This is a genomic window from Microlunatus sp. YIM B11417, assembly GCF_059617205.1.
The window spans coordinates 482,040-494,733 of sequence record NZ_JCAMPJ010000001.1 but is presented as its reverse complement, the minus strand read 5'-3'; the positions used below and the strand labels follow the sequence as shown (position 1 = coordinate 494,733).

Genomic DNA, 12,694 nt, shown 5'->3' with positions numbered 1-12,694 from the left:
GAGTTAACTCTCATTGATTGGCAACGCTACGTGCGCGTCCGGGCATGGGTCAAGGGGTGGTGGGAGTCGATCTTGTTCCGAAGCCGTTACGAACCGGACGGGCTAGTGGGTCCGTTCGGCCATGATCAACTGGCCGAGCGACTCCAGGTTCCGCTCCAGCTCGGCCCGCCAGCGGTCCGTCCGATGATCTTGATCGACACGTTCGACCGGTGCCGTCTCGACGGCCGGAGTGTCGGGCTCACTGGCCCAGAAGGCCTGGTTGGCCACGGAAACGCAGTAGCCGAGCAGGTGGGTGCTGATCAATCGTTCGACCCGGTAGAGCTCGGCCGGGTCGACGCCCGCGTCGTCGAGGATGCCGTACATCACCCGGACCACCCGAACGGCCTCCGGCGCGACATAGGGACGGGTCAGCAGCAGCGGCATCACGGTCGGGTAGCGGCGGCCGAGGGCGAGGAGTTCGAGGGCGACGTGGCGGAGCCGAGCCTGCCAAGGATCGGCCGGGTCGGGCAGGTCGAGTTCGCCGAGCAGGGCGCCGACCATGCCGTCGAGCAGGGCCTCCTTGCTCGGCAGGTGCCGGTACAGGGCCATGGTGGTGAAGCCGACCTCAGCGGCGACGGCACGCATCGAGACCGCGCTCAGGCCGTCCCGGCCGGCGACGGCGAGGCCGGCCCTGACGATCTCGGAGAATCGGCTACCCACCCGAGAAGTGTACTTAGTACACTCCCCAGTCATGGGCGAGCGGGATCGGCGTGGACCGCTGCGGCGGATGCTGCCGTGGGTGCGGCCGTACCGGCGCGACGTGGTGATCATGATCATCACCGACGTGCTGGCGCTCGGCGCGCAGATGTCGCAGCCGTTGCTGATCGCCGCGATGATCGACGGGCCGATCCTGCACGGGGACCCGGCCGGCATCTGGGGGTACGGCGCCGCGATGCTCGCCCTGGGCCTGGTGCAGACCCTGATGTACGTGCTCCGCCGACGCGCGATGCTGGCCTCGGTGCGACTGGAGCACGATCTCCGGGTCGCCTGCTACGCGCAGGCGCTGCGCTGGAGCCCCGAGCAGCAGGCTCGTTCGGGATCGGGGAACGTGATCGCGCGGACCACCGGCGACCTGCACACCGTCGGCTCCTACTTCAGCTTCGTGCTGCCGTACCTGATCTCGACGGTGTTCACGCTGGTGTTCGTCACCGCCATGCTGCTGTGGCTCAACCCGGCGCTGGGGGCGCTGGTGCTCGTCGCCATGATTCCGATGGTGGCGATGAGCCGGACCTTCGCCCACCGTTACGAGAGTCTGGCCGTCGAGGCCGGCAGCCGGACCGACCGGCTGACCACCGTCGCGTCCGAGTCGGTCCGCGGGATCCGGGCAATCAAGCTGTACGGACGACGGCAGCTGATGTTGGACCGGTTCCTGGTCGGCGCGCACGGGCTGCGGGACGCCGAGCTGAGCCTGATGCGACTGTTCGCCTCCTTCGACTCGGTGCTGGTCGGCTACCCGATCCTGGTGCTGGCGGGTGTCGTGGCCGGCGGCATCGCGGCCGTCACGGCCGGGGTGCTCAGCGTCGGCGGCTTCGTCGCGTTCACCGCGTTCTACTTCCGGCTGACCCGGCCGGTGATGGTGGCCGGCGGGCTGCTGGCCCAGACCCAACTGGCCTCGGCGGCGACCCGGCGGGTGCTGGACCTGCTGGACACCGAGCCGGGGCTGCGGGAGCCGACGGATCCACGGCCGCTGCCCGCCGGCGGGCTCGCCGTACGGTTCGACGGCGTGGTCCTCGACGAGGACCGGCCGGACGCTCGGATCGACCTCGAGGTGCGGCCCGGTGAGACGGTCGCCCTGGTCGGCGCCACCGGGTCGGGAAAGTCCCGGCTGGCGGCCCTGGTGCCGCGGCTGGCCGATCCGGCGTCGGGGCGGGTGTCGGTCGGCGGCGTCGACGTGACCCGGCTCCGGCTTGCCGAGCTGCGTGAGCGGGTCGGGGTCGCGTTCGAGGACGCGGTGCTGTTCTCGGGATCGGTACGGGAGAACCTCACGGCGGGCCGGCCCACGGTCGGCGAGGACGAGTTGCGCCGGACCCTGGAGCTGACCCGGGCCGACTTCGTGCAGCGACTGCCGGACGGGCTGGACAGCGCGGTCGAGGAACAGGGTTTGTCGCTGTCGGGCGGGCAGCGACAGCGGCTCGCCCTGGCCCGCGCGCTGAGCGGCCGGCCGTCGGTTCTCGTGCTGGACGACCCGATCTCCGCGCTGGACGTCCGGACCGAAGCGGCGATCGAACAGGACCTGCGGCCGGTGCTGGACCCGTTGACCGTGATCATCGCGGCGCGCCGGCTGTCGACCGCCAGGCTGGCCGACCGGATCGCGGTGCTCGACGAGGGCCGGATCGTCGACAGCGGAACCCATGACGAGCTGGTGCGGCGAAGCGCCGCGTACCGATCGCTGATGCTGGGCCACCCCGGTCCGGAGGCCGGTCACGATGACTGAATCCGCCCTCGATTCCGTACGTCGGTCCCGCGGCTCGGCACCGGCGGTCGCCCTGCTCGGGGCATTGCTGCGCCCGCACCGCGCGGCCCTGTCGATCTTGCTCCTGCTGGCGGTGCTGCAGACGGCCGTGTCCGTCACCGGCCCGTGGCTGGTCGGCGTGGCCATCGACGTCGGGCTCAGCGAGGGACTGGCCGGCCGGATCGCGCCGGTGATCGGCGTGGTCGCCGCGCTGGCGGGCTCGGCGGTCCTGTCCGGGCTGCTGAACCGGCTCTGGGTCAATCGCGCGGGCGTGCTCGGCCAGGACGTGCTGCTGACGCTGCGCACCCGGGTCTTCGATCGCCTGCAACGGCATTCGGTCGGCTTTCATGATCGACTCGGCGTCGGTCAGGTGACGGCCCGACTCACTTCGGACATCGCGACCGTCGACGCCCTCTTCGGGACCGCGCTGACCGGCCTGCTGCAGGCCGTGCTCACGGTGATCGTGATCATGGTCGTGATGATCGTGCTGGATCCGCTGCTGGCGCTGATCACGGTGCTGGCCCTGGTCCCGCTCGCGGTGCTGACCGCCTGGTACTCGCTCCGCTCGGCGGCCGCCTACCGTGATCATCAGGCCGCCACGGCCGCGCTGACCGGTCAGGTGGTGGAGACCCTGGACGGGATCCACGCCGTGCAGGCGTACAACCGCGAACCGCACGAGGCGGCGGGCTACACGCGGTTGTCCGAGCGGAGCCGGGCCGTCGGTGAGCGGCAGGTCCGACTCGGCACGGTGTACTTCCCGGCCATGGAGTTGATCTTCGGCCTCACCACCGCCGTCCTGCTGGTCGCGGGCGGCTTCCGGGTCGCCGACCAGAGCCTGCAGCTCGGCGTACTGGCCGCCTTCATCCTGTACGTCGCCCAGCTGTTCGGCCCGGTGCTCAGCCTGACCGGCTTCGTGGACGCCCTGCAGTCCGCCGTCGCCGGGCTGGAACGCGTCGCGGCGGTGATCAACGCGCCGGACGACGTACCGGAGCCGGAGCAGCCGACCCCGCTGCCGCGGCCGGTTCGCGGCCGGATCAGGCTGCAGGCGGTCCGCTTCGCCTACCCGGCGGCCCGACGCACGGTGCCGGTGCTGGACGAGCTCGAACTCGACCTGCCCGCCGGCAGCACCACCGCGATGCTCGGCGCCACCGGGGCCGGCAAGTCGACGATCGCCAAGCTGATCGCCAGGTTGCACGATCCGGACGCCGGCCAGGTCACCCTGGACGGAGTTGATCTTCGCCAGGTCTCGGACCCCGAGCTCCGCAGGTCGGTGAACCTGATCACCCAGGAGACCCAGCTGTTCGCCGGTACGATCGCCGACAACCTCCGGTTCGGCCGCCCGGACGCCACCGACGACGACCTCGTCGCCGCGGCCCGCTCGGTCGGCGCGGACGCCTTCATCGAGCGCCTCCCGGACGGCTACGCGACCGAGGTCCAGGCCCGCGGCACCGGGCTCTCCGCCGGGCAACGCCAGTTGCTGGCCTTCGCCCGCGCCCTGCTCGCCGACCCGGCCGTGCTGATCTTGGACGAGGCGACCTCGGCGCTCGACGTACCGACCGAGCGGGCGATCCAGACCGGGCTGCGCAACCTGCTCCGCGGCCGCACGGCGATCGTCATCGCACACCGCCTCTCCACGGTCGAGATCGCCGACCGGGTCGTGGTGATCGCCGATCGGCGCGTCACGGCCGACGGCAGCCCGGCCGAGCTGCTGCGCCGCGGCGTCCCGGAACTCGTGGCTCTGCACCGCGACGCCGGCGCGTGATCACGGCAACTGGTGCAACGCCAGCGGCATCACGGTCGTCGCGCCGGCGTCGGCGAGCAGAGCGCCGGCCACGGTCACGGTCCAGCGGGTCCGGACGGTGTCGTCGACCAGCAGCACCGGGCCGTCGAAGGTGACGCCGGGCAGCAGCGTGGTGCGGGCCAGCAGGTCGGTGGCGCGGGCCGACGACGAGGCATCCTCGACCGGGCGCGGACCGGAGACCGCGAGCGCCTCGACGTACGGCAGCCGGCCGACCTCGGCGACGTGCCGGGCCACCGATTCGATCATGGCCGGGAAGCGGCGGGACGGCATCGGCACGACGGCGGTCGGCCGCTCCCAGTCCCGGGCCCAGCGTTTCAGGACGGCGACGACGGCGTCCAGGATCTCTCCGTCGACCGGTTCGTCGCGGAGCCAGAGCCGGCGCAGGGCGTCGGTCCAGGCCGGGTCGTCGGCGAAGGCCAGGGCGCGGCCGGGCGCCAGGAAGTTGATCTTGCCCTTGCGGTCGCCGAGCCGGGCGGCCCATTGCTTGCGCGGCTCCACGATCGTGTCCTGGCCGCGGAAGAACCGCTGGGCGGCGATGATCAACTCCTGGTCGGGCGTGGCGCCGGGGGCCGGCAGCTCGCCGGTGCAGACCGAGCAACGCCCGCAGGGCTGCGGGTCCGGGTCGTCCAGGGCCTGCTGCAGGAAGCGCATCAGACAGCCCTCGCCGTGCGCGTACGACCGCATCAGCCCGGCCTCGGCGGACCGCACCTGGCGCAGCGCGTCCCACTTCTCCTGGTCGTAGTACCAGCGCTTCCCGGTCGCGACCCAGTCACTGCGGTCCCGCTCGACGATGCCGTCGACGGCCAGGATCTTCAGCGTGGACTCGAGCCTCCCTCGGCGGAGCCCGGTCGCGGCCTCGATCGCACCGAGCCCGGCCGGGCCGTCGGCCAGCACGTCCAGGATCTGTTCCACCTGGGCCTCGACCGGGATGCCCGCGGTCGCGAAGTAGTCCCAGATCCGCTCGTCGGACTCGGCCGGCACCAGCACCGCGACGGCGTCGTCCAGCGCCCGGCCGGCCCGGCCGACCTGCTGGTAGTAAGCGACCGGCGAGGCCGGCGAACCGAGATGGATGCAGAAGGCGAGATCCGGCTTGTCGTACCCCATCCCGAGCGCCGACGTCGCCACCAGCGCCTTCACCTGGTTGTCCCGCAGCCGGTCCTCCAGCTGCTCCCGGTTCTCGGTCTGCCCCGAGTACGCCTCGACGTCGAGACCCTGGCTCTGCAGGAAGCCGGCCACCCGCTCGGTCTCGGCCACCGTGAGCACGTACACGATGCCGGAGCCGGGCAAGGACCGGAGCGCCTCGGCCACCCAGGCATAGCGCTCCAGCGGCGACAGCTCCGGCACCACGGACAGCCGCAGCGACGCCCGGGCCAGCGAGCCCCGCAGCGTCACGGTGTCCTCGCCGAGCTGCCGGGCGACGTCGGCGGTGACCCGTTCGTTGGCGGTCGCGGTCGTGGCCAGCACCGGCGTGCCGGGCGCCAGCTCGAGCAGCGTCCGGGTCAGTCGCTGGTAGTCCGGCCGGAAGTCGAAGCCCCAGTCCGAGACACAGTGCGCCTCGTCGATGACGAGCATCCCGCAGCGGGACAGCAGCTCCGGAAGGCGGGCCGCGAAGCGGGGGTTGACCAGGCGTTCCGGCGAGATGAGCAGGACGTCGAGCTGGTCGGCCGCGAGGGCGGCGAAGATCGGGTCCCAGTCGTCGAAGTTCGTCGAGTTGATCGTCGCGGCCCGCAGCCCGGCCCGTTCGGCGGCAGCGATCTGGTCCCGCATCAGGGCCAGCAACGGTGACACCACCAGTGTCGGCCCGGCCGGCCGTTCGCCGTGCCGGAGCGCGGCGGTCGCGCCCCAGTAGACGACCGATTTGCCCCAGCCGGTCGCCTGCACCACCAGCACTCGCTTCCGGTGGTCGACCAGTTCCTCGACCGCACGCACCTGGTCCGCCCGCGGCACCGCGTCCGGTCCGGCGACGGCCCGGATGGTCGCCGCCAACTGCTCGGCGGTCCGGCTGCTGACCCTCACGCTCTCCGACATGCCCGCCATCATGCCCCTCGCCGCCGACGCCCTCCCCCGGTCCCCGCCGACCGGTCACCAAAGCAGCGATTCCGTCGGCGTGTCGCTGCAGAGGTGACGCCTCGATCCGGGGCCGGAGGAGGCCGCGCCGGGCTCAGCGGTTCAGCATCTGCCGACCAGGCGATAGCCGACCCACAGTTCACCCTTGCCGTTGAGATTGGCCGTGTTCCCGAGATCCAGGATGTTGTTGTCCCCGTAGATCTTGTGCTCCCCGACCTGGAGGTACGGCCGGAACTGTCCCGCCGGGCCGGTGCCCCGGCCGGGGGTGAAGGTCGCCGACACCCCCGGCACGGAGGTGTTGGAGTGCCAGCAGGCGCGACCGGTCGGGATGTGCCGCAGCACGAGGTCCCCGTTGCCCTGCATCCGGAGCAGATAGTCGCCGTTGCACAGGGCCCGGTCCGGCCCCAGGATGTCGGTCTTGTCCAGGTAGTCCTGGGCGGAGCAGCCCGGTGGTTCCGCCGCCGCCCCGGTCGCCGTGGCCACCTGGAATCCTGCTGCGGCGACGATCGCCACCGCACCGGCCAGGCCGGCTCGGATCATGCGTCGTCCCGCCTTGCGCACGATCTTCGTCATCGTTCGCTCCCTTCTGCCCACCTCGTCTCGACGAGCTGGAGTCGGTGTGTGCGTACGCCGGCGACGCTAGGCCGCGTCACTGACCTCGCACTGACCCGGCGCTGACGCGGCGTCATCGCGCATCGGGCCTGGCGGGAAATAACAGCGTTATCGAAATCGTGCCAAGTTCGAGCCGAACCCTTGCCCCCGCGGAACCACCTTCATTACGATTCACAATATCGCAGTAATTTTCGATATTTGGAATATAGGGTGATTCCCATGCGGCGACGGCGCTGTTCCTGGTCGATTCTCCTGATCTTGGTGGCCCTGCTGGCCGCCCTAGCCCCACCGGCGGCCGTGGCGGCTCCGGGCGAACTGCCGGGCGGAGGGCCGGACCGGCTTCCCACCGGCGCGTTCCTCACCGCCAAGAACGGCGGCAACACGGTCGCGGCCACGATTCGCGAGGCCGAGCCCCGGGCCGACGGCTACCGTCACATCGACACCCCGGCGATGATCAAGCGGCTGCGGCAGCTGAACGTCACGATGTTCACCTACGACATCTGGGAGAGCGCCAAGGACTGGGAGGACCTGGTCACCGAGTTCGTGCCGGCCGCCGAGGCCGCCGGGATCGACGTGATGGTCTACCTGGTGCCGCCGTCGGAGTGCTTCCTCAACGACAGGCCGCATGTCGCGGGCCGGTGCTCCCGGCCGTTCGAGCTGGACTTCGTCCGCTGGGCGGAGGAGATCGCGAAGCTGTCCCTCAAGCACCCGAACGTGAAGTCCTGGGCGATCGACGACTTCCTCAGCGGGCCGGTCAATCAGGCGCTGTTCACCAACGACTACCTGACCAAGATCGAAAAGGCCCAGCACGCGATCAATCCGGACCTGAAGTGGTACGTCACGCTGTATCCGGGCGAGATCACCGATCACGCGATGGAACGGATCGCGGGCACGGTCGACGGCGTCATCTACGTCTACTTCGTCTACGGGTCGACGATCGACCCGAGCCAGGTCGAGGCCGGACTTGATCATGTTCTCTCGATCACCGAGAAGGCCGGCAAGGAACTGGTCCTGCTCGGCTACTTCGGCCGCTTCCTCGACGGCATCGTCCATCCCGATGAACGCTACGTCGCCGAGGTGCTGCGGCGGGCGAAGCCGTACCTCCTGGACGGCAGGCTGCGAGGCATCATGGCCTATGGCGCCCCGCTGGACGCACTGAGCCAGCAGCCCGGCACCGACTACCGCGGACACACCGGGATGGGCAGCCTGAGCTTCTCGATCAGCAACAACGTGCCGACCTCGCCGGGCCACTTCGCCGCCGCCTCGCAGCGGGTCGCAGTGGACCCGAAGGCGAAGCAGAAGACGATCAGCTTCAAGCACACCGACTACCAGGAGGGCGGCGACGCCGGCTACCAGCTCAAGCAATTGCTGGTCGACGGGAAGGTGGTCTGGAGCCGGGACTTCACCAGCGACACCGAGGAGGTCTGGCACGACGAGACCGTCGACGTGACCTCGTTGCTGGCGGGCAAGTCGTCGGCCGAGATCACGTTCCGGCTGTATCACCAACAGGGCGTCACGTTCTCGCCGAACGACACCCGGTTCGACGTCGTGACCGGCCGCGGGATCAAGATCACCAACGGCGGCTTCGAACGACCGGGCGGCTGGCGGATGAGCCGCAACGCCACCCAGCTGCACCCCTACATCGACATCTACTCGCCGGCCCGGCCGGCGAAGATCTTCAACGCCATCAGCAAGGGGTACGCCGAGCTCCGCGGCACCACGCACACGCCACTGACCGAGCCGACCTTTCCCGGGCTCGTGATCAGCCCGGCGAATCGGGCGATGACCGGGAACGGGCGGCTCAGCTTCACCGTCCCGCGCGGCGTGGACGTCGCACCGAACACCTGTGCCGCGGCGGCGCAGACGATGCCGGTCGATCCGGACTCGCCGCGCTACGAGATCGACTTCTGGCACACGGACCCGATCGGCGGGCTGCACGGCCGCTACTTCAAGCAACTGCTGATCGACGGCGTCAACATCTGGAACCGCGACGTGGGCGACGGCTGGCCCTGGTTCTACCTCCAGGGTTCCGATCACCAAGGCCCGATCGACATCACGGAATTCGTGCGGGGCAAGGAGAAGGTCAAGATCGAGTATCGGCTGTGCTCGGGTTCCGGCGCCGTCTCCGGGCTGGACGTCCTGGACTACAAGATCGACAACGTCCGGACCATCGGCCTCGGGCTGAGGAACGGCGGCTTCGAGGACGACAGCGGCTGGACCCTGACCGGCTCCGGTCCCGTCTCCGTCGCGTACGCCAACTGACCAGGAGGACCCGATCATGACCAGACCGCTGCGCACCGTCCTCGCCACCATGATCATCGCCGTGCTCGCCGGCGCGCCCGCGACACCGGCCATCGCGGCGGACGATCATGGAACGGACCGAGCCCGAACCGGCACGTTCACCAACCCGATCCGGGACGGCGCCGACCCCTGGCTCGCGTTCCACGACGGGCGGTACTTCCTGGCCAGCACCACCGCGTCCAACGTGGTGACCGTGTCGTCCTCGCGATCGCTGGCCACCCTCGGCGCGGCCACGCCGACGGTCGTCTTCGACGCCAGCACCGCCCCGACCCCGTACCGGGACAACATCTGGGCACCGGAGCTGCACCGCTTCGGCGACCGCTGGTACCTCTACTACACGGCACAGATCGGCGGCGACATCTCCACGCACCGCAACTTCGTCGCGGAGAGCCAGGGCGCCAGTCCGCTCGGCCCGTACACCTTCAAGGCACAGCTCCAGGGACCGGACATCTTCAGCATCGACGGCACCGTGCTCGAGGTCGGAAAGCAGCTCTACTACGTGTACGCGGGCATCCCGGCCCCGGGCGCGCAGAAGCTCTACATCGCCCCGATGAGCAATCCGTGGACGCTGGCCGCCGAGCCGCGGATCCTCTCCGAACCGACCTACGAGTGGGAGAAGATCGGCGAAGGCGAGACCCAGGAGGGTCCGTACCCGATCTATCGGAACGGCAAGATCTTCCTCACCTTCTCGGCGGCCCAGTGCGGCACCCCGGACTATGCCGTCGGCCTGCTCAGCTACACCGGCGGCGATCCGGCCGATCGGGCCTCCTGGACGAAGACGCCGGAGCCGATCTTCAGCAAGAGCCCGGAGCACGGCGTGTACGGTCCCGGCCACCACAGCTTCTTCACCTCGCCGGACGGCACCGAGGACTGGATCGTCTACCACGCAAGGGATTACCCGGACAGCACCGACTGCGGCGAGCCCCGGACCATCCGGGCCCAGAAGATCAACTGGACGGCTGACGGCCGGCCCGACCCGGGCATCCCGGTGCCGCTCGGCGAGCCGGTGCCGTTGCCGGCCGGGGATCCGCGGAGCCGGAAATGATCGCCCGGACCTGGCAGGGCTGGGCGGCGCCGGAATCGGCGGACGACTACCAGCGGCACTACGACTCCGAGGTACGGGAGCACCTGGCCGCGGTGCCCGGCTTCCGCGGCGCCCGGCTGCTGCGCCGGCAGGTGGGCGACGAGGTGATCTTCACGTCGATCACGTTCTTCGACGACCTGGACGCCGTCCGCGGGTTCGCCGGCGACGGCTACGAGCGGGCGGTCGTCGAGCCGGCGGCGCGACTGGCTCTGAGCCGGTGGGACGAGACCGCGAGCCACCACCAGGTCGTCGCGGACCACGAACCCCTAGAGCCGGACGCCGAAGACGTTCCCTGAGCCTGTCGAAGGGCAGGGCCCGATCAGGCTTGGCACTTCGACAAGCTCAGTGCGCGTGGGTCCTCGGCGCGGGGCAGGCTGACGGTCACCGTGAGTCCGCCGCCCGGCCGGGGCGTCAGGTCGAGCCGGCCGCCGTGGGCCGCGGTGATCGCCGAGACGACGGCGAGGCCCAGGCCGTGCCCGGCCACCGGAGTTCCGGCCTCGGTCCGGCGGCGCTGCCCGGGGCCTCGGTTGAACGGCTCCAGCAGGCCGGGCAGGTCGGCCGGATCGATCACCGGGCCGGTGTTCTCGACCCGGACCAGGGCATGATCATCGGCGAGACCGGTGCCGATCATGACCGTGCCGCCGGAAACGTTGTAGCGTAAGGCGTTCTCGACCAAGTTGCGGATCAGCTGCTCGAGCAGCAGCGGGTCCCCCGACGCGGGCGCCGGGCGCAGGTCGGTGTTGATCACCAGGTCGGACCGGTCGGCCTGCTGCACCGACGCCACCGCGGCGCCCGCGGTCTCGGCCAGGTCGAGCGGCTCGACCTGCTCGAGCCGGTTCTCGCTCTCGGCCAGCACCAGCAGGCCGTCGATCAGCCGGGCGTTGGTCTCGATCTGTTCCAGCAGCCGGTGGCCGAGGGCGACGGTGGCCGGCGCCGCTCCGGGCCGGGTGATCTCGACCTCGATCGTCGCCCGCTGCACCGCCAGCGGCGTACGCAACTGGTGCGAGGCGTTGGCGACGAAGTGCCGCTGGCCGTCGAAGGCGCGGTCCAGCGAGTCGAGCATCGCGTCGAACGCCGTGGCGAGCCGCCGGACCTCGTCGTTGCGTGCCGTCCCGGCGCCGGCCAGGCCGATCCGTTCGTGCAGGTTGCGTTCCGGCCCGGTGGAGCGCGCGATCCGTTCCGCCGTCGCCGTCATCAGGTCGAGCGGCCGCAGACCCCGGCCGGCGATGATCCAACCGCCCGCGCCGGCCGCGACCGCGACCACCAGCACCACCACGGCCCCCTGGGAGAGCAGCGCGGCCAGCGCGGCGTCCCGCAGTGCGGCCCGGTCCTCCTCGAGTTGGGTGATCAACACGTCCAGCTGAACGGTCGACCCGTCCGGCAGCACGATGGTGGAGTCGCCGCTCGCGGCGGCCCGCTCCCGCAGCGCCGCGATCCGCGCCTCGGTGGCGTCGCTGCCGAGCTCCTGGTCCAGCCGCTGCCCGACGACGACGTAGATCCCGATCAGGATCAGCGCGCCGGCAGCCAGGATCAGCCCGCCGTAGAGCAGGGTCAGCCGGCCGCGCAGGCCGAGCCGGGGTCGCCGGATGATCATGGGATCCGGTAGCCCACGCCGGGTACGGTCTCGACGACGGCCGGCTCGCCCAGCTTGCGGCGCAGCTTCATCACGGTGACCCGGACCGTGTTGGTGAACGGGTCGATGTGCTCGTCCCACACCTTGTCCAGCAGGGATTCCGCGGACACCACCGTGCCGCCGGCGCGGAGCAGTTCGCCGAGCACGGCGAACTCCTTGTTGGTCAGGCTGAGCGGTACGCCGTCGCGGGACGCCTCACGCCGGCCGGCATCCCAGCGGATCCCGGAGCGCTCGATGGTCGGGGCGACCGGCGCCGACGTGCGGCGGCACAGGGCGTGCACCCGGGCGGACAGTTCGAGGAAGGCGAACGGCTTGATCAGATAGTCGTCGGCGCCGATCGCCAGGCCCTCGATCCGGGACCGTACCGCCGAGGCCGCGGTGACCATCAGCACCCTGGTGATCACGCCGTCGGCGACGATCCGGCGGCACACCTCGTCGCCCGAGATGCCCGGCAGGTCCCGGTCCAGCACGACCACGTCGTAGGAGTAGATCCCGATCCGTTCCAGGGCGCCTTCCCCGTCGTAGGAGATGTCGACCGCGAACGACTCCCGCCGCAGCCACTCGGCCATCGTGTCCGCCAGCACCGGCTCGTCCTCGACCACGAGGATGCGCATCCGCCCCACCCCTCTCTCCGTTCCGGAGGCCGATTCTGCTGCAGCCCAGGTAACCGCGGGATAACCAGGCCTCGCTGTGAGTCCCCCTTGC

Annotated in this window: 10 protein-coding genes; 5 read left to right on the top strand and 5 right to left on the bottom strand. The window is 70.7% G+C overall.

The window, feature by feature from the left end; genetic code table 11:
- Positions 1–102 precede the first annotated feature (102 nt).
- Positions 103–699: a TetR/AcrR family transcriptional regulator gene (locus tag AC6CCG_RS02390; protein ID WP_496652844.1), complete on the bottom strand. Its 597-nt coding sequence runs from the start codon at positions 697–699 to the stop codon at positions 103–105.
- A gap of 31 nt (positions 700–730) precedes the next feature.
- Here AC6CCG_RS02390 and AC6CCG_RS02385 point away from each other — a divergent pair, with 31 nt between their 5' ends.
- Positions 731–2,473 (top strand): ABC transporter ATP-binding protein, encoded by a 1,743-nt coding sequence (locus AC6CCG_RS02385; protein WP_496652843.1) that lies wholly within the window; start codon positions 731–733, stop codon positions 2,471–2,473.
- Complete coding sequence (locus AC6CCG_RS02380) at positions 2,466–4,253, top strand: ABC transporter ATP-binding protein (RefSeq protein WP_496652842.1); 1,788 nt, start codon at positions 2,466–2,468, stop codon at positions 4,251–4,253. Before AC6CCG_RS02385 ends, AC6CCG_RS02380 begins: the two co-directional genes overlap by 8 nt.
- Here the strand turns inward: AC6CCG_RS02380 and AC6CCG_RS02375 are convergent, their stop codons facing one another.
- Positions 4,254–6,320: a RecQ family ATP-dependent DNA helicase gene (locus AC6CCG_RS02375; RefSeq protein ID WP_496652841.1), complete on the bottom strand. Its 2,067-nt coding sequence runs from the start codon at positions 6,318–6,320 to the stop codon at positions 4,254–4,256.
- Between the two features lie 141 nt (positions 6,321–6,461).
- Complete coding sequence (locus tag AC6CCG_RS02370; protein ID WP_496652840.1) at positions 6,462–6,932, bottom strand: hypothetical protein; 471 nt, start codon at positions 6,930–6,932, stop codon at positions 6,462–6,464.
- Positions 6,933–7,190: 258 nt separating this feature from the next.
- On the opposite strand from AC6CCG_RS02370, the gene AC6CCG_RS02365 reads away from it, so the two are divergent.
- The 3 genes from AC6CCG_RS02365 to AC6CCG_RS02355 are packed head-to-tail and all read left to right on the top strand — an operon-like array spanning position 7,191 to position 10,652.
- Entirely contained in the window at positions 7,191–9,233 is a 2,043-nt protein-coding gene (locus AC6CCG_RS02365) for a hypothetical protein (protein ID WP_496652839.1), read from the top strand.
- 16 nt (positions 9,234–9,249) lie between these two features.
- Positions 9,250–10,317 carry a glycoside hydrolase family 43 protein gene (locus tag AC6CCG_RS02360; RefSeq protein WP_496652838.1) on the top strand — a complete coding sequence of 356 codons (1,068 nt, stop codon included), beginning with the start codon at positions 9,250–9,252 and terminating at the stop codon, positions 10,315–10,317.
- A complete protein-coding gene (locus AC6CCG_RS02355; RefSeq protein ID WP_496652837.1) occupies positions 10,314–10,652 on the top strand; it encodes an antibiotic biosynthesis monooxygenase family protein in 339 nt (112 codons plus the stop codon). The genes AC6CCG_RS02360 and AC6CCG_RS02355 overlap by 4 nt, the downstream gene beginning before the upstream one ends.
- A 23-nt stretch (positions 10,653–10,675) precedes the next feature.
- Here the strand turns inward: AC6CCG_RS02355 and AC6CCG_RS02350 are convergent, their stop codons facing one another.
- Positions 10,676–11,950: a sensor histidine kinase gene (locus tag AC6CCG_RS02350; RefSeq protein ID WP_496652836.1), complete on the bottom strand. Its 1,275-nt coding sequence runs from the start codon at positions 11,948–11,950 to the stop codon at positions 10,676–10,678.
- Positions 11,947–12,603, bottom strand: a complete 657-nt coding sequence (locus AC6CCG_RS02345; protein ID WP_496652835.1) for a response regulator transcription factor — start codon at positions 12,601–12,603, stop codon at positions 11,947–11,949. The genes AC6CCG_RS02350 and AC6CCG_RS02345 overlap by 4 nt, the downstream gene beginning before the upstream one ends.
- Between the last annotated feature and the right edge of the window lie 91 nt (positions 12,604–12,694).

Bases quoted from the DNA above. Each gene is read 5' to 3' on its own strand.
- AC6CCG_RS02385 (WP_496652843.1), top strand. From the start codon at position 731: ATGGGCGAGCGGGATCGGCGTGGACCGCTGCGGCGGATGCTGCCGTGG.
- AC6CCG_RS02380 (WP_496652842.1), top strand. From the start codon at position 2,466: ATGACTGAATCCGCCCTCGATTCCGTACGTCGGTCCCGCGGCTCGGCA.
- AC6CCG_RS02375 (WP_496652841.1), bottom strand. From the start codon at position 6,320: ATGTCGGAGAGCGTGAGGGTCAGCAGCCGGACCGCCGAGCAGTTGGCG.
- AC6CCG_RS02370 (WP_496652840.1), bottom strand. From the start codon at position 6,932: ATGACGAAGATCGTGCGCAAGGCGGGACGACGCATGATCCGAGCCGGC.
- AC6CCG_RS02365 (WP_496652839.1), top strand. From the start codon at position 7,191: ATGCGGCGACGGCGCTGTTCCTGGTCGATTCTCCTGATCTTGGTGGCC.
- AC6CCG_RS02360 (WP_496652838.1), top strand. From the start codon at position 9,250: ATGACCAGACCGCTGCGCACCGTCCTCGCCACCATGATCATCGCCGTG.
- AC6CCG_RS02355 (WP_496652837.1), top strand. From the start codon at position 10,314: ATGATCGCCCGGACCTGGCAGGGCTGGGCGGCGCCGGAATCGGCGGAC.
- AC6CCG_RS02350 (WP_496652836.1), bottom strand. From the start codon at position 11,950: ATGATCATCCGGCGACCCCGGCTCGGCCTGCGCGGCCGGCTGACCCTG.
- AC6CCG_RS02345 (WP_496652835.1), bottom strand. From the start codon at position 12,603: ATGCGCATCCTCGTGGTCGAGGACGAGCCGGTGCTGGCGGACACGATG.